The sequence below is a fragment of the Streptomyces sp. NPDC041970 genome, from assembly GCF_055588985.1.
Window position 1 is genome coordinate 1 of record NZ_JBVJCD010000091.1, and the last position, 15,661, is coordinate 15,661.

Consider the following 15,661-nt stretch of genomic DNA (forward strand, 5'->3'; position numbering starts at 1 on the left):
GTGAGCATCGAGGCGTCCACGGCGGAGGAGCCCTCCACCACGGTCCCGTCCGTGGCGATCTTCTCGCCGGGGCGCACCACGAACCGGTCCCCGACGGCGAGCCGGTCCGCGGGGACGCGTACCTCCCTGCCGTCCCTCAGCAGCGCGGCGTCCTTGACGCCCAGGCCCATCAGCGCCCGGAGCGCGGAACCGGCGTTCCGCTTGGCGCGGGCCTCCAGGCAGCGGCCCGACAGGATGAGCGTGACGACCCCCGCCGCCACCTCCAGGTAGATCGTGGACGAGGCGTCGCCGCGCGAGACGGTGAGGTCGAACCCGTGCCGCGTTCCGGGCGCCCCGGCGTCCCCGAGGAACAGCGCCCACAGCGACCAGCCGAACGCGGCGAGCGTGCCGAGCGAGACCAGCGTGTCCATGGTGGCCGCCCCGTGCCGGAGGTTGGTCCAGGCGGCGCGGTGGAAGGGGAGGCCGCCCCAGACGACGACGGGGGCGGCGAGGGTGAGGCTCAACCACTGCCAGAAGTCGAACTGGAGGGCGGGGACCATGGCGAGCAGCACCACGGGGGCGGCGAGCACGGCGGAGACGACGAGCCGCTGCCGGAGCGCGGCGAGGGAGGCGGCCTGTTCCGCCTGCTCCGCCTCGGCGGAGGGAGCGGCGGGCCCTGCGCCGGGGGCCGCCCCGATGTCCGCACCGGGAGCGGTGGGTGCGCTCGCGTCCGCGTCCGTACGGGGGGCCGCGCCGGGCGGGGGCGCGGCCGCGGCGGCGCCGTCCGCGTCGGCGGCGTACGGCTGGGGCGCCGGGGCGGTCCGGTGCGGGCGGGGCGCGAGGGGGCGGGCCGTGTAGCCGGTCTTCTCGACCGTCGCCACGAGGTCGGCCACCTCGAGGCCCTGCTGGTAGGTGACGCGGGCCTTCTCGGTCGCGTAGTTCACCGTGGCGGTGACGCCGTCCATCCGGTTGAGCTTCTTCTCGACGCGGGCCGCGCACGAGGCGCAGGTCATCCCGCCGATCGCCAGCTCGACCGCGGAGGCGTCGGCGGCCGGGGGCCCGGTCGCCGCTGTGCCGGCCATGTTCGCACTCCTGGGTGACGCGGGCCGGGCCGTACCCTCCCCGCGTCCGCGGGTGGGTCCGGCCCGACGGTGAACGGGGCGGTACGGCTCCGGGCTCAGACGGCCCGGCCGACGAGCTCGTACCCGGCCTCGTCGACGGCGGCGCGGACGGCCTCGTCGGCCAGCGGGGCGCGGGACGTGACGGTGACCCGGCCGGTGGAGGCCGCGGCGTCGACCGAGGTCACGCCCGCGATCCCGGAGATCTCCTCCGAGACGGCCCCTTCGCAGTGGCCGCAGGTCATGCCCTTGACCTCGTACACCGTGGTGACGGCGTCGGTCTGCCCGCCCTGCGCGTCGGCCGCCCCGTCGTGGCAGGAGCCGGTGGGCGAGCAGCAGGAACCGGCAGCGGGCCGGGGGGTCTCGGTCTCGGCGGTCATGGCGTTCTCCTCTTCGCGTACACGGTTCGACGGCATGGGGCGCGCGGCGGCTCCGGAGAGCGCCCTGGGCCCACGACTCCCATGTTATACCCCTAGGGGGTATGAGGCGCGTCGGTGTCGACCTCGGGTCGCCGGTGTCGCCGGTGCGGGGCTACCGCTCGCACCCGGCCCGGCGGGGCGTGTCCTCGCCGATCAGCGGGTCCAGGTAGCGGAACAGGATCGTCTTCAGCTCGCGGATGTAGGCCGCGCGCTCCTCGCCCTCGTGGGCCATGACCAGGTCCAGGCCGGCCTTGAACAGCATGAACGACATGTCGGCGATCCGGTGGAGCTGGGCCGCGGGCAGGTCCGGCAGGTAGTCGGCGAACTCCTCCTCGACCCGCGCCAGCATGGTGGCGTGCAGGGTGTCGTGCTCCTCGGTGAGCCGGCCGGGGATCTCCGGCCCCTGCATGAGGACGGCGAACGCCGGGTTCTCGCAGTTGAACGCGATCAGCGGGTCCAGGACGGCGTCCAGCATCCGGTCGAGCGGCAGCTCGATGTGGCTCCGGGTGAACGCCGCGCCGTACGTGTCGCGCCAGCGGTTGAGGAACTGGTCGCCGAGTTCGACGGCGATGGCCTCCTTGTTCGGGAAGAACTGGTACAGCGTGCCCGGCGAGACGCCGGCCTCGCGGGCGATCGCGTTGGTGCTGGCCGCGGTGTAGCCCTGGGCTTCGAACACGCTCGCCGCGGCCTGGAGCAGTTGCGCGATACGGGCCTCGCCGCGGGCCTGGCGGCGGCGGGGGCGGTCGGGGCCCGCCGGTGCGGCGCCGGCGTTCGCGGCGGGGTCGGCGGGCGCGCCGTCCCCGTGGTCGGCGGTGTGCGCGCCGTCCGCGCCGCCCTTCCTGGCCTTGGCCTCCGACACGGTCGATCCCCGACTTTCCTGGTGCGATTGACAAACGCGAGTGGTCGCTCGCATTCTGGATAAATGCGAGCGACTGCTCGTGTTTGCCGACGTGAGTGGCAATGACTGACCCATGCTGCCCTGTGCCGCTCGGGCCCAGTGAAGGGGACACCGCACCATGCCCGAAGTCAACCGTCCTGTGCCGTCGCCGCCCGTCGGCGGCTGGACCCGGTTCGTCACCGCCAGACCGCGGCTCGCGCTGCTGGCCGCCCTGGTGATCACCGCCCTCGCCGTGTTCGCGGGCAGCGGCGTGGCCGACCGGATGGGCAGCGGCGGCTGGCAGGCCCCCGACGCCGAGTCGACCTACGCCACCGAGGTCCTTGAGCGCGAGTTCCCCGCCTCCCAGCCCAATCTGCTGCTCCTGGTGGACAGCGGCGCCACGACCGTGGACGACCCCGCCGTGGCGGCCGAGGCCGCCCGCCTCGTCGAGCGGCTGGACGCCGAGCGCGGCGTGACGGGGATCGGCTCCTACTGGCAGACCGGGTCGCCCGCCCTGCGCTCCGAGGACGGCCGGGAGGCGGTCATCGCCGCCCGGATAGAGGGCGACGAGGCGGCCGCGAGCAGGACCCTCGAACGGATCGCTCCCGCCTTCAAGGGCGAGCACGGTCCGGTGCGGGTCTCCGTCGGAGGGTCCGTCGCCGTCCAGCACGAGATGCAGACGATCATCCAGGAGGACCTGCTGCGGGCCGAGCTGATCGCCCTGCCGGTGACGCTGGTCCTGCTGGTCGTGGTCTTCGGCAGCGCCGTCGCGGCGATGCTGCCGCTCGGCGTCGGCATCGTCGCCATCCTCGGGACCAACGCCGTGCTGCGCGGCCTGACGGAGTTCACCGACGTCTCGGTCTTCGCGATGAACCTCACCACGGCCCTCGGGCTCGGACTGGCCATCGATTACGCCCTGTTCATCGTCCGCCGCTTCCGCGAGGAGCTGGCCGCCGGCGGCGACCCCCGGACGGCGATCGGCACGACCCTGCGCACCGCGGGGCGCACGGTGCTGTTCTCCGCGCTGACCGTGGCGGTCTCCCTGTCGGCCATGCTCGTCTTCCCCCAGTACTTCCTGCGCTCCTTCGCCTACGCCGGGATCGCCGTGGTCCTGCTGGCCGCGGCCGCCGCGCTGATCCTGCTGCCCGCGGCGCTGATGCTGCTCGGCCCCCGGATCAACGCGCTGGACCTCCGCCGTCTGCTGCGCCGTCGCGGCGACCGGCGGCGCGAGAGCGGTGCGGGCGGGGCCCCGGAGGTCTCCCCGGCAGCCGCCGAGGAGACCGGCCAGGGGTGGGCCCGGCTCGCCGTGCTGGTGATGCGCAGGGCGCCCGTCTTCGCCGTCGTCACCACGGTCGGCCTCCTGCTGCTCGGGCTGCCCTTCCTCGGCGTCACGTTCGGCACGGCCGACGACCGCCAACTGCCGACCGGCGCGGAGTCCCGCGTCGTGCAGGACCACATCCGGGAGGGCTTCCCGGGCAGCCCCGGCGGCGGCCTGGAGGTCCTCGCCGAGGGATCGGCCCGCCCCGCGGAGTACGCGGCGCTCAAGAGCCGCATGGAGCGGCTTCCCGGCGTGCTCCGGGTCGAGGGCCCGGTCACCGCCGACTCGGTCGCCTACTACAGCGTGCTGCCCGAGGGGGATGCCGTCGGGGAGGAGGCCCAGCAGCTCGTACGGGATCTGAGGGCCGTGCCCTCCGCCTCCCTCGACACCTCGGTGACGGGCACGGCGGCGGAGCTGGTCGACTCCAAGGACGCCATAGCCGACCGGCTGCCCTGGGCGGTGGCGATCATCGTGGTGGTGACCCTGCTCCTCGTCTTCCTGCTCACCGGCAGCGTGCTCATACCGCTCCAGGCGGTCGCGCTCAACGCCCTCAGCCTGACCGCCATGTTCGGCGCGGTGGTCTGGGTCTTCCAGGACGGACATCTCTCCGGGTTCCTCGACTTCACCAGCACGGGCGACATCGAGACGACGCTGCCGGTCCTGATGTTCTGCGTGGCCTTCGGGCTCTCCATGGACTACGGGGTCTTCCTGATATCCCGGATCAAGGAGGAGTACGACCGGACCGGCGACCACGAACGTGCCGTCGCCTTCGGTGTGCGGCACACCGGCGGACTGATCACCGCGGCCGCCGTGATCCTCGCGGTCGTGATGGTCGCCATCGGCACCTCACGGGTCACCAGCACCAAGATGCTCGGGCTCGGCATCGCCCTCGCCGTCCTGGTCGACGCCATGGTGGTGCGCAGCCTGCTGGTGCCCGCGGTGATGAAGCTGATGGGCCGCGCCACCTGGTGGGCCCCCGCCCCGCTGCGGGCCGTCCACCGGAGGTTCGGCCTGAGCGAAGGGGACCCGTCCCCCGCGTCCCCCGGCGCGGAGGACGCGCCCGGCGCCGCCGGCCGGCGGGAGAGCGCGGCGACCGGTTCGGACATGTCCGCGCCCGACCACGACGGGGAGAAGGCCATGACGGGGAGGTAGGACCCGGCCCGACGGGGCCACGAAAGCGAACCCCTCGGCGAGGGGGCGAGGGGACGGACCCGGAGGTCCGGGGATGGGGCCGGTGCGGGCGGTCCGGGCGGTGCGAGCCGCCGAGCCCCGGACCGCCCGGTGGCCGCTGGCCCTCCCGCCCCCGGTCTGCGCCCCGGCCTTCGCCCCCGGTCTGCGTCCCGGCCTCCGCGCCCCGGCCTTCGCGCCCGGTCTGCGCCCCGGCCTCTGCGCCCCGGCCTCCGCCCGGACGCCGTCCCCGACATCCGTCCCGCCGATGACCCCCGCCCCCGGCCTCCGTTCCGGGCCCCGCCCCCGGCCTCCGTTCCGCCCCTGGCGTCCCTGGCCTCCGCCCTGGCCCCACCCCGAAACTTCTGGGAAAACAACGCTCGGAGCGGCCGGAAACGCCCCCAGGGCAGGGCTGCGCGGCCCGCACGGCGGCGAACCGCGCGGGCCGGGAGGGGCTGGTCGCCGGGCCGGTCGGCGGGGCTCAGGGGCTCGCCGGCGACATTCGAACTCCCGCTCTGACCTGGGGTTTTGGGGCCGCCGACCGTAGAATTCCGGTACGGCGAAAGGGGCCCGGATGGACCGGAACGTAACGACGACGGACGATGTGCTGGCGCTGATGGACGGCCTGTTCGCACCGGGAGCGGACCGGTGGACGGCCGACGGTGCGTCCTGGTGGGACGGCTTCTACGCGGACCGCTCGCGGGCGGTGCCGTTCTTCGCGGACAAGCCCGACGAAAGCCTCGACGCGTATCTCCGGCAGGGGTTGATCACCCCCGGCCGCGCGCTCGACCTCGGCTGCGGACCCGGCCGCAACGCGCTCCACCTGGCCGCGCGCGGCTTCGACGTCGACGCCGTGGACCTCTCACCGGTGGCGATCGCGTGGGCCCGCGAGCGGGCCGAGGCGGTCGGGGCGACCTCCGTGCGGTTCCACTGCGGCGACGCCTTCACGCTGACGGCCACCGGGGGCGACGGCGCGCGGCCCGAAGGCGCGGAGGGGTCGGGTCGGGCCGCGCCGACCGGGCCGTACGACCTGATCTACGACTCCGGCTGCTTCCACCACCTGCCGCCCCACCGACGCGTCAGCTACCTCTCGCTCCTGGAGCGCTGCCTGGCTCCCGGCGGTCGCTTCGCGCTCACCTGCTTCGCGGCGGGGGAGGGCGGGATGGGCTCGGAGCTGCCGGACGCGGAGCTCTACCGCACGGGTGGTCTGCACGGCGGACTCGCCTACACGCCCGAGGCGTTGCGGCGGATCTTCTCGGGGCTGGAGGAGGTCGAGGTGCGGCGGATGCGCGAAGAGGCCCCCGACTCCCCGACGTTCGGGAAGGGATTCCTCTGGACGGCGCTGTTCCGCAGTGCGGCCACGCCCTGACGCGGACGCCCGGCCGGGGGAGCCCGGCCGGGCGGACCGGATGTCGCGGGGGCCCGCCCGGCCGGCAGCGGGTCGCCGGCCGGGCGGGCCCCGGTGGGAGCGCGCGCTCAGCGGGCCCGGTTGCGGGGGCGCGAGGCGACCCAGGTGCGGATGGTGTCCGCGTACCACAACGGCCGTCCGTTCACGACCTGGTCGGGCGGGGGGAGGAGCCCGTGTTTGCGGTAGGAGCGGACCGTGTCCGGCTGGACCTGGATGTGCGCGGCGATGTCTTTGTAGGACCAGAGCGTTCTGTCCGCCATCGGTGACACCTCTCTGTCTGCGCTTCTGCACTGCTGCGCTGTGCCCGGTTGAACGACCTCGGGCGGCGGTCACGGCAGGCCGTCGAGTGACTGTGACGTAAAACGCGCGTAATGGATACATGTGTCGCGAAGCGGTTACTGCCGTGACAGAAGGGGCGGGGGCGGCCGGGGTCGCGGAGCGCGGTCGTTGTCAGACCCGAGTGCCACGATGAGGGGCATGAGCACCGCCGAACGCCCGATGCCCCCGCTGGTCGCCGACGAACGCACCTCGTTGGAGAGCTGGCTCGACTTCTACCGCGCGACCCTCCTCCAGAAGTGCGCGGACCTGTCCGACGAGCAGATGCGCGAGGCGTCCTGCGCGCCGTCGCCGATCACGTTGCTCGGACTGCTCCAGCACCTGGCGGAGGTCGAGCGGAACTGGTTCCGCCGGGTGCTCGCGCAGGAGGACGCCCCGCCCGTCCACGCCCGCCCCGAGGGCGCCGAGGACGGGGCGCACGACGGGGGCTTCGAGCCGGCGGAGGACGCCACCGCCGCCACGGCGGTGGCCTCGTGGCGGGCCGAGGTGGACCGGGCCCGGCAGAACTGCGCGGCCCGCGCGCTCGACGACACCAGCCCGTTCATGGGCGGGCAGGTGACGCTGCGGTGGATCTACACGCACATGATCGGCGAGTACGCCCGGCACTGCGGCCACGCCGACCTGGTCCGCGAGCGCGTCGACGGGCGTACGGGGGTCTGACCGGCCGGAGGGCGTCAGGGCGCGGCGCGGTCCGCGCCGGACGGCCCGCAGGACCGGAGGAACGCGCGGGTGCGGCGCGCGATGGGCAGCGGTTTGTCCGGCGGGCACGGGTACATGTCCTGCTCGACGATGGCGAACAGGTCGACGTCCAGGGCGCGCGCCGCGTCCAGGACCGGCTCCAGCGCGGGCTCCCCGTGGGGCGGCTCGCACATCACGCCCCGCGCCACCGCCGGGCCGAACGGCACCCCGTCCGCCACCACCGCCGCCAGGACCCGCGGATCGACCTGCTTCAGGTGGAGGTAGCCGATGCGCTCCCCGTACGTCCTGATGAGCTGGACGCTGTCGCCGCCGCAGTAGGCGTAGTGCCCGGTGTCCAGGCAGAGCGAGACGAGGGCCGGGTCGGTGGCGTCGAGGAAGCGGTTGACGTTCTCCTCGCTGTCGAGGTGGGTGTCGGCGTGCGGGTGGACGACGATCCGCAGCCCGTAGCGCTCCCGGACCTCCCGGCCCAGTCGCTCCGTCTGCGCGGTCAGGTCCCGCCACTGCGCCGGGGTGAGGGCGCGGTCCTCCAGCACCTCGCCCGTCTTGTCGTCGCGCCAGAAGGAGGGGATGACGACCAGGTGTCCGGCGCCCATGGCCCGCGTCAGCTCGGCGATGTCCGCGACGTGCGCCCAGGTGCGGTCCCAGACCTCCGGGCCCCGGTGCAGGCCGGTGAAGACGGTGCCGGCCGAGACCGCGAGCCCCCGGCGGCCGGTCTCCTCCGCCAACCGGGCGGGGTCGGTCGGCAGATAGCCGTACGGCCCCAGTTCGATCCACGCGTAACCCGCCTCGGCCACCTCGTCGAGGAACCGCCGCCACGGCACCTGGCGCGGGTCGTCGGGGAACCACACGCCCCAGGAGTCGGGCGCCGAGCCGATGCGGATGCGGTCCGAGGAGGGGGCGGAGGGGGCCATATCGCCCAGCCTCGCGGCCCGCGCGGACCGGTGTCAAGGCGTGGCCCGCGGGTCCGGGCAGCGCGTTGACAGGGGTGCGGGAGGGGGCTAGACCTGGGACCGACCAGCCGGCCGCCGGGGGGCGAAGGGGTGCGTATGCCTGAGCCGTACGACGTGATCACCATGGGGCGGATCGGGGTGGACCTGTATCCGCTGGAGGTCGGCGTCCCGCTGGACCGGGTCGAGACGTTCGGCAGGTTCCTCGGCGGCTCCCCGGCGAACGTCGCGGTGGCGGCGGCCCGGCTGGGGCGGCGGACGGCCCTGATCAGCCGGACGGGACAGGACCCCTTCGGCACGTATCTCCACCGGCGGCTGGCCGAGTTCGGCGTGGACGACCGGTGGGTGACGGCCGTGGCGGAGTACCCGACGCCGGTCACGTTCTGCGAGATCTTCCCGCCGGACGACTTCCCGCTCTACTTCTACCGGCGGCCCAAGGCGCCCGACCTGGAGATCCACCCGCGGGAGCTCGACCTCGACGCCGTGCGCGAGGCCCGGATCCTCTGGATCACCGGCACCGGGCTGAGCGTCGAGCCCAGCCGCTCGGCGACCCTGGCCGCCCTCCGGGCCCGCGGCGGGAGGACCGGGTGCGGGGGCGGGCGTGCCGAGGACCCGCGCGGGGGAGTCGCGCGCGGCGCGGACCGGACCGGCGATCCCCGTACGGCCACGGTCTTCGACCTGGACTGGCGGCCGATGTTCTGGGACGGCGGCGACCGCGGCACGGAGGCGCCCGCCCGGTACCGCGAGGCGCTGGCCCACGCCACCGTCGCCGTCGGCAACGTCGACGAGTGCGCCATCGCGACCGGCGAACGCGAGCCGTACGCCGCCGCCCGCGCCCTGCTCGCGCTCGGGGTGGAACTGGCCGTCGTCAAACAGGGGCCGAAGGGCGTGCTCGCCGTCCACCGCGACGGGACCACCGCCGACGTGCCGCCGCTGCCGGTGGACGTGGTCAACGGCCTCGGCGCGGGCGACGCGTTCGGAGGCGCGCTCTGCCACGGCCTGCTCGCGGGCTGGCCCCTCGACCGCACCGTGCGGTACGCCAACGCGGCCGGGGCCGTCGTCGCCTCCCGGCTCTCCTGCTCGTCCGCGATGCCCTTCGCGCACGAGGTCGAACAAGCCCTGGCGGACGGGGCCGTGACGGGCGCGGACGCCCGCCGCGACGACGGAGCGCCCGCCGCCGGAGCGGGCGCATGACCCCTGCCGCCCCTTCCGTCTCCGACCTCGTCCGGCTGCGCGCCGAACGGCCCGAAGCGGTCGCCGAGGCAGCGGCCCGGCGCAGGCGCCGCCCGCTGCTGCGCACGGCGGAAGAGCCCGCCGGCCCCGACGCCCCCGTCCACCCCGGCCGGCTGCTGATCATCGCGGCCGACCACCCCGCGCGGGGCGCCCTCGCCGTCGGGGACCGGGCGCTCGCCATGGCCAACCGCTTCGAACTGCTCGAACGGCTCTGCGCGGCCCTCTCCCGCCCCGGCGTCGACGGGGTCCTCGCCTCGGCGGACGTCCTGGACGACCTGCTCCTGCTCGGCGCGCTGGAGGACCGGGTCGTCATGGGCTCGATGAACCGGGGCGGACTGGCCGGCGCGGCGTTCGAGCTCGACGACCGGTTCACCGGCCACCGCGCGCGGGACCTGGTGCGGCACGGGTTCGACGCGGGCAAGCTGCTGCTGCGCATCGACCACGACGACCCCGGTTCGCTGGAGACCCTGCACACGGCCGCCCGGACGATCGACGCCATGGCCGCGCACCGACTGCCCGTCTTCGTCGAGCCGTTCCTCTGCCGGCGCGTCGGGGGCCGCCTCCGCAACGACCTGGGGGCCGCCGCCGTGGCGACCTCCATCGCCATCGCGTCGGGGCTGGCCGGCTCGTCCGCGTACACCTGGCTGAAGGTCCCCGTCACCGAGGACCCGGAGGAGATGGGCCGGGTCATGGAGACCTCCACGCTGCCGGCCGTCCTGCTGGGCGGCGAGGTCGGCGGCGATCCGGACGCCGCGTACGAGAAGTGGCGCGCGGCGCTGCGGCTGCCCACCGTGCGGGGGCTCGTCGCGGGCCGCTCGCTGCTCTACCCCGCCGACGGGGACGTGACGCGCGCCGTCGACACCGCCGTATCGCTCCTCACGACGGCCGAGGAGGGTAGGGAGGGGGCATGACGACGCATCACGCCCACCACGGTCCTTCCCCGGACCTCCACGCGGACCGCCTCCACTGGCCGGCCGGCAGCGCCGCGCGCGGGCCGTACGCCCTCGACATCGACCCCGGCCGGGCGGGCTGGGAGCGCTCCAGCCTGCGGGTGCTGGAGCTGGCGCCCGGTGGAGTTCACCCGTTCGCCACCGGGGGGAGCGAATGGATCATCCTGCCGTTGGCCGGCGGATGTACGGTGCGGACAGCCGACGAGACCTTCGAACTGCTGGGCAGGGAGAGCGTGTTCGGCGGGGTCTCGGACTTCGCCTACCTCCCGCGCGATGTCCGGGCCGAGATCGCCTCCGACGCGGGTGGCCGCTTCGCGCTGGCAGGAGCGGAGTGCGGGCGACGACTCCCCGCCCGCTACGGCCCCGCGTCGGAGGTACCCGTCGAGCTGCGCGGCGCGGGCGCCTGCTCGCGCCAGGTCAACAACTTCGCCGCCGTCGGCGCGTTCGACTGCGACCGCCTCATCGCCGTCGAGGTGCTCACGCCCGGCGGCAACTGGTCCTCGTACCCGCCGCACAAGCACGACGAGCACGTGCCGGGCGAGGAGTCCGAGCTGGAGGAGATCTACTACTTCGAGGTCGCGGACGGCGGGGCCGGTTACCACCGGGTCTCCCCGTCGCGCGACGGCGGTGCGGACGTCCTCGCCGAGGTGCGCGGCGGCGACGCCGTCCTCGTCCCCGACGGCTGGCACGGCCCGTCCATCGCCCCGCCCGGCCGCACGCTGTACTACCTGAACGTGATGGCCGGGCCGGGCCGGGAGCGGGCCTGGCTGATCCGCGACCACCCCGACCACACCTGGCTCCGCGCCACCTGGCCGCAGGAGCCGGTCGACCCGAGACTCCCGCTGTACACGGCCCCCCCGTCGCCCGGCCCGCAGGAGACCCCGTGAACCCCACGAGCCCCGACCGCCCCCGGACCCGGCGGCTGACCACCGCCCAGGCGCTGGTCGCCTTCCTCGCCCGGCAGTACACCGAGCGCGACGGCCGCCGGCAGCGGCTCATCGCGGCCACCTGGGGCATCTTCGGGCACGGCAACGTCGCCGGGATCGGCCAGGCCCTCCTGGAGGCGGGGAACGGCGGGCGGACCGCGCACCCCATGCCCTACCTCCAGGGCCGCAACGAGCAGGCCATGGTGCACGCGGCCGTGGGGTACGCCCGCCAGTCCGGGCGGCTCTCGGCGCACGCGGTGACCACGTCCATCGGACCGGGGGCCACCAACCTCGTCACCGGCGCGGCCCTCGCCACCGTCAACCGGCTGCCCGTCCTGCTGCTGCCCGGCGACGCGTTCGCGGCCCGGCCCGCCGACCCGGTGCTCCAGCAGCTCGAAACGCCGTACGCGGGCGACGTCTCCGTCAACGACTGCCTGCGCCCCGTCTCGCGCTACTTCGACCGGATCACCCGCCCCGAGGCGCTGATCCCGGCCGCGCTCCAGGCGATGCGCGTCCTGGCCGACCCCGCCGAGACCGGGGCGGTCACCCTCGCGCTGCCGCAGGACGTGCAGGCGGAGGCGTACGACTGGCCGGCGGAGTTCTTCGCCGAGCGGGACTGGCACGTCCGCAGGCCCGCGCCCGACCCGCGCGAACTCGACGCGGCGGTGCGGGCGGTGCGCTCCGCCCGCCGCCCCCTGATCGTCGCGGGCGGCGGGGTCCGGCACAGCGCCGCCGAGGACGTCCTCGCCGCGTTCGCCGCCGCGACCCGCATCCCGGTCGCCGCCACCCAGGCGGGCAAGGGCGCGCTGCGCCACGACCACCCGGCCGAGGTCGGCGGCATCGGCCACACCGGCACCGCCAGCGCCGACGCCCTCGCCCGCACCGCCGACCTGGTCATCGGGGTCGGCACCCGGTACACGGACTTCACCACCGCCTCCGGGACGCTCTTCGCGAACCCGGCCGTCCGCTTCCTCAACCTCAACATCACCGGGTTCGACGCCCACAAGCTGGCCGCCCTCCCCCTGGTGGCCGACGCCCGCACGGGCCTGGAGGCGCTGGCGGCGGCGCTCACCGGACGGGGGCACCGGGTCGACCCGGCGTACGAGACGGAGTACACCGGCGCGAAGGAGGCGTGGGAGAAGCGGGTCGAGGCGTCGTTCGCCACCCCCGACCCCGCCGCGCGCCCCACCCAGACGCAGGTCCTCGGCCTGCTCGACGCCCTCGTCACCGAGGACGACATCCTGGTCAACGCCGCCGGCTCCCTCCCCGGCGACCTCCACAAGCTCTGGCGGCCCCGCTCCCGCGACCAGTACCACGTCGAGTACGGCTACTCCTGCATGGGCTACGAGATCCCGGCCGCGATCGGCGTCATGCTCGCCGCCGCGCGGCAGCGGCCGGGCGGCGGGTCCCGCCCCGCCCGCCCCGTCTGGGCGCTCGTCGGCGACGGCACGTACCTGATGAACCCCACCGAGATCGTCACGGCCGTCCAGGAGGGCCTGCCCCTCAAACTGGTCATCCTCCAGAACCACGGCTACGCCTCGATCGGCGGCCTCTCCGAGGCGGTCGGCGGCGAGCGCTTCGGCACCGCCTACCGCCACCGCGACGCCGACGGCGGCTTCACCGGCCCGCCGCTCCCCGTCGACCTGGCCGCCAACGCGGCCTCCCTCGGCCTGCGCGTCCTGCGCGCCGCCACCGTCGACGACCTGCGCACCGCCCTCGCCGACGCCCGCGAGGCGCAGGAACCCACGTGTGTCTACGTGGAGACCGAAACGCCCGACACAGTGTCGGGCCCCCCTCCCGCCCAGGCGTGGTGGGATGTCCCGGTGGCCGAGACCGCGACCCGGCCGGCGGCGGTCGCGGCCCGGAGGGAGTACGACCGGCGGGCCGCCGCCCGCCGCCGCCACCTGTGACATCCGCCCGGAGCCCGAAGGAGCACGTCATGACGGAGACCGTCAACCACTGGATCGACGGCAGGACGGTGGAGGGCACGTCGGGCGAGTACGGCCCGGTCACCGACCCGGCCACCGGCGCGGTCACCAGGCGGGTGGCGCTCGCCTCCCCGGACGAGGTCGACGCGGCCGTGGCGGCGGCGAAGGCCGCGTACGCGACATGGGGCACGTCCTCGCTCGCCCGGCGCACCGCCGTCCTCTTCCGCTACCGCGCCCTGCTCGACGCCCGCCGCGACGACATCGCCGCGCTGATCACCGCCGAGCACGGCAAGGTCCGCGCGGACGCGCTGGGGGAGGTCGCGCGCGGCCTGGAGATCGTCGAGCTGGCGTGCGGGATCACCACCCAGCTCAAGGGCGAGCTGTCCACCCAGGTCTCCCAGCGGGTCGACGTCGCCTCGATCCGGCAGCCGCTCGGCGTCGTCGCGGGCATCACCCCGTTCAACTTCCCGGCCATGGTGCCGATGTGGATGTTCCCGCTGGCCGTCGCGTGCGGCAACACGTTCGTGCTGAAGCCGAGCGAGAAGGACCCCTCGGCCGCCAACCTGCTGGCCGGACTGGCGACGGAGGCGGGCCTTCCGGACGGCGTCCTCAACGTGCTGCACGGCGACCGGGTCGCCGTCGACGGCCTGCTGAACCACCCCGACGTGGCGGCCGTCTCCTTCGTCGGGTCCACCCCCGTCGCCCGCCACATCCACGCCACCGCCTCCGCCAACGGCAAGCGCGTCCAGGCCCTCGGCGGGGCGAAGAACCACATGCTCGTCCTCCCGGACGCCGACCTGGACGCGGCCGCCGACGCGGCGGTCTCGGCGGCGTACGGCTCCGCCGGCGAACGCTGCATGGCGATCTCCGCCGTGGTGGCGGTCGGCGCGATCGGGGACGAGCTGGTCGCCAGGATCCGCGAGCGCGCCGAGAGGATCACCATCGGCCCCGGCGACGACCCGGCCTCCGAGATGGGCCCCCTGATCACCGCCGCCCACCGCGACAAGGTCGCCTCCTACGTCACCGGCGCGGCCGCCCAGGGCGCGGAGGTCGTCCTGGACGGCACGGGCCACACGGTCGAGGGGTTCGAGGACGGCCACTGGATCGGCCTGTCCCTGCTGGACAAGGTCTCCACCGACTCCGACGCGTACCGGGACGAGATCTTCGGCCCGGTGCTGTGCGTGCTGCGCGTGGACACGTACGAGGAGGGCCTCGCCCTCGTCAACGCCTCCCCGTTCGGCAACGGCACCGCGATCTTCACCCGCGACGGCGGCGCGGCCCGCCGCTTCCAACTGGAGGTCGAGGCCGGCATGGTCGGCGTCAACGTCCCGATCCCGGTCCCCGTCGGCTACCACTCCTTCGGCGGCTGGAAGGACTCCCTCTTCGGCGACCACCACGTCTACGGCGACGACGGCGTGCACTTCTACACCCGCGGCAAGGTCGTCACCACCCGCTGGCCCGACCCGGCCGACGCCCCCGCCGGCGTCGACCTCGGCTTCCCGCGCAACCACTGAGCCGGGCCCGGCCCCCCTCCGCCGGCCGTGCGGGCGGGGGCCGCCGCCGGAAAACCGGGTGCCGAGACGGTCGCCCGCCCCGCATCCTGGCCGGATGACCACCCCGCCCCGTCACCAGATCCGCGCCCTGCACACCGCCTCGACCGTCACCGTCTACCAGGCGTACCCGCCGGCCATCGGGCTGCCCGCCGCCCGCGACGGACGGTTCCCCGCCGCCTGGAAGCGGGACCGGATGACGTGGATCAAACCCAGCTTCCTGTGGATGATGTACCGCTGCGGCTGGGGGGCGAAGGAGGGCCAGGAGGTCGTCCTCGCCGTCGAGATCGACCGCGCCGGCCTCGCGTGGGCCCTCGCGCACGCAGAGCTCTCCCACTACGCGCCCGGCGTGCACCCCGACGAGGCCGCCTGGCGGCGGAGCCTGCGCGCCGCCCCCGCGCGCGTGCAGTGGGACCCCGAGCGTGACCTGGACCTGAACCCCCTGCCGTACCGCTCCCTCCAACTCGGGCTCGGCGGCGAGGCGGCCCGCCGGTACGCGGACGAGTGGACCGTGTCCGTCCGCGACGTCACCCCCCTCGCGCACGCGGTGCGCGCACACGTCCGGGCCGGCCGCCGGGACGCCGCGACGGCCCTGCTGCCCGCGGAGGCGCCGCTCGACCTCGACGCCCCCATGAACCGGCGGGTGCAGTGAAGGGTTTTCGCCTAAGGGCTGTCCCGCAAACACTGGACGGGTTGCACCCAGGTGAGACCCGGGATACCCGCGAGCCTCCGACAGGGCATCTGTGGCAGCCTGCCGACATGCCATGGGAACTCAAAGAGCACGCAGGTCGCCACTATGCCGTCGT

Annotated in this window: 14 protein-coding genes; 9 read left to right on the top strand and 5 right to left on the bottom strand. The window is 74.8% G+C overall.

Annotation, left to right across the window (positions count from 1 at the left end; translation table 11 throughout):
* The 3 genes from ACZ6EJ_RS26815 to ACZ6EJ_RS26825 form a co-directional block, all read right to left on the bottom strand.
* Positions 1-1,061: cation transporter (locus tag ACZ6EJ_RS26815; RefSeq protein ID WP_469270704.1), on the bottom strand; the 1,061-nt coding region annotated here is incomplete at its 3' end.
* 95 nt (positions 1,062-1,156) lie between these two features.
* Entirely contained in the window at positions 1,157-1,477 is a 321-nt protein-coding gene (locus ACZ6EJ_RS26820; RefSeq protein ID WP_469270706.1) for a heavy-metal-associated domain-containing protein, read from the bottom strand.
* 151 nt (positions 1,478-1,628) lie between these two features.
* Complete coding sequence (locus ACZ6EJ_RS26825) at positions 1,629-2,375, bottom strand: TetR/AcrR family transcriptional regulator (protein ID WP_469270708.1); 747 nt, start codon at positions 2,373-2,375, stop codon at positions 1,629-1,631.
* A 157-nt stretch (positions 2,376-2,532) separates the two neighbouring features.
* On the opposite strand from ACZ6EJ_RS26825, the gene ACZ6EJ_RS26830 reads away from it, so the two are divergent.
* Positions 2,533-4,863 (top strand): MMPL family transporter, encoded by a 2,331-nt coding sequence (locus ACZ6EJ_RS26830; protein WP_469270710.1) that lies wholly within the window; start codon positions 2,533-2,535, stop codon positions 4,861-4,863.
* Between the two features lie 589 nt (positions 4,864-5,452).
* Positions 5,453-6,247, top strand: a complete 795-nt coding sequence (locus ACZ6EJ_RS26835) for a class I SAM-dependent methyltransferase (RefSeq protein ID WP_469270712.1) — start codon at positions 5,453-5,455, stop codon at positions 6,245-6,247.
* Positions 6,248-6,354: 107 nt separating this feature from the next.
* On the opposite strand, the gene ACZ6EJ_RS26840 is transcribed toward ACZ6EJ_RS26835, so the two are convergent.
* Positions 6,355-6,546: a helix-turn-helix transcriptional regulator gene (locus tag ACZ6EJ_RS26840; RefSeq protein ID WP_469270713.1), complete on the bottom strand. Its 192-nt coding sequence runs from the start codon at positions 6,544-6,546 to the stop codon at positions 6,355-6,357.
* 217 nt (positions 6,547-6,763) lie between these two features.
* Between ACZ6EJ_RS26840 and ACZ6EJ_RS26845 the strand changes: the two genes are divergently transcribed.
* Entirely contained in the window at positions 6,764-7,282 is a 519-nt protein-coding gene (locus ACZ6EJ_RS26845) for a DinB family protein (protein WP_469270714.1), read from the top strand.
* A 14-nt stretch (positions 7,283-7,296) separates the two neighbouring features.
* On the opposite strand, the gene ACZ6EJ_RS26850 is transcribed toward ACZ6EJ_RS26845, so the two are convergent.
* Positions 7,297-8,232, bottom strand: coding sequence for a sugar phosphate isomerase/epimerase family protein (locus tag ACZ6EJ_RS26850; protein ID WP_469270715.1), 936 nt, complete (start codon positions 8,230-8,232; stop codon positions 7,297-7,299).
* Positions 8,233-8,367: 135 nt separating this feature from the next.
* Here ACZ6EJ_RS26850 and ACZ6EJ_RS26855 point away from each other — a divergent pair, with 135 nt between their 5' ends.
* The 6 genes from ACZ6EJ_RS26855 (at position 8,368) to ACZ6EJ_RS26880 (ending at position 15,507) form a co-directional block, all read left to right on the top strand.
* Positions 8,368-9,462: a 5-dehydro-2-deoxygluconokinase gene (locus tag ACZ6EJ_RS26855; protein ID WP_469270716.1), complete on the top strand. Its 1,095-nt coding sequence runs from the start codon at positions 8,368-8,370 to the stop codon at positions 9,460-9,462.
* Positions 9,459-10,412: a Cgl0159 family (beta/alpha)8-fold protein gene (locus ACZ6EJ_RS26860; protein ID WP_469270717.1), complete on the top strand. Its 954-nt coding sequence runs from the start codon at positions 9,459-9,461 to the stop codon at positions 10,410-10,412. Before ACZ6EJ_RS26855 ends, ACZ6EJ_RS26860 begins: the two co-directional genes overlap by 4 nt.
* Positions 10,409-11,338 carry a 5-deoxy-glucuronate isomerase gene (iolB, locus tag ACZ6EJ_RS26865; protein ID WP_469270719.1) on the top strand — a complete coding sequence of 310 codons (930 nt, stop codon included), beginning with the start codon at positions 10,409-10,411 and terminating at the stop codon, positions 11,336-11,338. The genes ACZ6EJ_RS26860 and iolB overlap by 4 nt, the downstream gene beginning before the upstream one ends.
* The gene (gene iolD / locus ACZ6EJ_RS26870; protein WP_469270721.1) at positions 11,335-13,287 is read left to right on the top strand and encodes a 3D-(3,5/4)-trihydroxycyclohexane-1,2-dione acylhydrolase (decyclizing); all 1,953 of its coding nucleotides are present in this window, start codon (positions 11,335-11,337) and stop codon (positions 13,285-13,287) included. The genes iolB and iolD overlap by 4 nt, the downstream gene beginning before the upstream one ends.
* 29 nt (positions 13,288-13,316) lie before the next feature.
* A complete protein-coding gene (locus ACZ6EJ_RS26875; RefSeq protein ID WP_469270722.1) occupies positions 13,317-14,819 on the top strand; it encodes a CoA-acylating methylmalonate-semialdehyde dehydrogenase in 1,503 nt (500 codons plus the stop codon).
* A gap of 94 nt (positions 14,820-14,913) precedes the next feature.
* Positions 14,914-15,507, top strand: coding sequence for a DUF4291 domain-containing protein (locus ACZ6EJ_RS26880; RefSeq protein ID WP_469270723.1), 594 nt, complete (start codon positions 14,914-14,916; stop codon positions 15,505-15,507).
* The last annotated feature ends 154 nt before the right edge of the window (positions 15,508-15,661 follow it).

Bases quoted from the DNA above. Each gene is read 5' to 3' on its own strand.
- ACZ6EJ_RS26820 (WP_469270706.1), bottom strand. From the start codon at position 1,477: ATGACCGCCGAGACCGAGACCCCCCGGCCCGCTGCCGGTTCCTGCTGC.
- ACZ6EJ_RS26850 (WP_469270715.1), bottom strand. From the start codon at position 8,232: ATGGCCCCCTCCGCCCCCTCCTCGGACCGCATCCGCATCGGCTCGGCG.
- ACZ6EJ_RS26845 (WP_469270714.1), top strand. From the start codon at position 6,764: ATGAGCACCGCCGAACGCCCGATGCCCCCGCTGGTCGCCGACGAACGC.
- ACZ6EJ_RS26880 (WP_469270723.1), top strand. From the start codon at position 14,914: ATGACCACCCCGCCCCGTCACCAGATCCGCGCCCTGCACACCGCCTCG.
- ACZ6EJ_RS26840 (WP_469270713.1), bottom strand. From the start codon at position 6,546: ATGGCGGACAGAACGCTCTGGTCCTACAAAGACATCGCCGCGCACATC.
- ACZ6EJ_RS26875 (WP_469270722.1), top strand. From the start codon at position 13,317: ATGACGGAGACCGTCAACCACTGGATCGACGGCAGGACGGTGGAGGGC.
- ACZ6EJ_RS26855 (WP_469270716.1), top strand. From the start codon at position 8,368: ATGCCTGAGCCGTACGACGTGATCACCATGGGGCGGATCGGGGTGGAC.
- ACZ6EJ_RS26860 (WP_469270717.1), top strand. From the start codon at position 9,459: ATGACCCCTGCCGCCCCTTCCGTCTCCGACCTCGTCCGGCTGCGCGCC.
- iolB (WP_469270719.1), top strand. From the start codon at position 10,409: ATGACGACGCATCACGCCCACCACGGTCCTTCCCCGGACCTCCACGCG.
- ACZ6EJ_RS26830 (WP_469270710.1), top strand. From the start codon at position 2,533: ATGCCCGAAGTCAACCGTCCTGTGCCGTCGCCGCCCGTCGGCGGCTGG.
- ACZ6EJ_RS26835 (WP_469270712.1), top strand. From the start codon at position 5,453: ATGGACCGGAACGTAACGACGACGGACGATGTGCTGGCGCTGATGGAC.